Raw genomic sequence first — 539 nt, 5'->3', positions numbered from 1 at the left:
TCTTTTGCAAGTGCTTTTAATCCGGTGGTAATGGCTGTAATTTCTTGAACGCGGTTTTCTAATGAACGCTTTGAACCGCTTGTCATGAGTTGGATATAATCGATAATCAAGACATCTAAACCATGTTGTCGTTTAAGACGCCTTGCACGGGCGGCCAATTGTGCAAGGGATACACCCCCCGTTTGATCAATATAAAGAGGGATTGTTTGTAAGGAACGCATTGCGTAAATGATGTTGGTAAATTGCTCTTCTGAGATATTACCACGACGCATATCAGAAGAAGAAACCTTTATTTGTTCTGAGATAATACGAGTTGCAAGCTGTTCAGTTGACATTTCAAGTGAGAAGAAACCTACAATACCCCCTTCATTGGCTTGGCTGTTATCATGACGCTTGCAAGCATTAGCAATATTAAAAGCAATATTGGTCGCCAGAGAGGTTTTCCCCATAGCAGGGCGTCCAGCTATGATAATCAAATCGGATGGCTGTAGCCCCCCCATTTTTTCATCAAGGGTTTTGATATGGGTAGCTATCCCTGA

General features: G+C 42.1%; 1 protein-coding gene. It reads right to left on the bottom strand.

Annotated features, from left to right (window positions below; genetic code table 11):
• Positions 1–539, bottom strand: a 539-nt coding sequence (locus ACFIQE_RS11365; RefSeq protein WP_375707796.1) for a DnaB-like helicase C-terminal domain-containing protein, incomplete at both ends; no start/stop codon positions are given.

Origin of the sequence: Bartonella sp. AA1HLJMS, from assembly GCF_042197445.1 — a bacterium.
Taxonomy (GTDB): domain Bacteria; phylum Pseudomonadota; class Alphaproteobacteria; order Rhizobiales; family Rhizobiaceae; genus Bartonella.
Note: the sequence above shows the minus strand (reverse complement) of the source record. Positions and strands in the feature narration are given on the sequence as shown.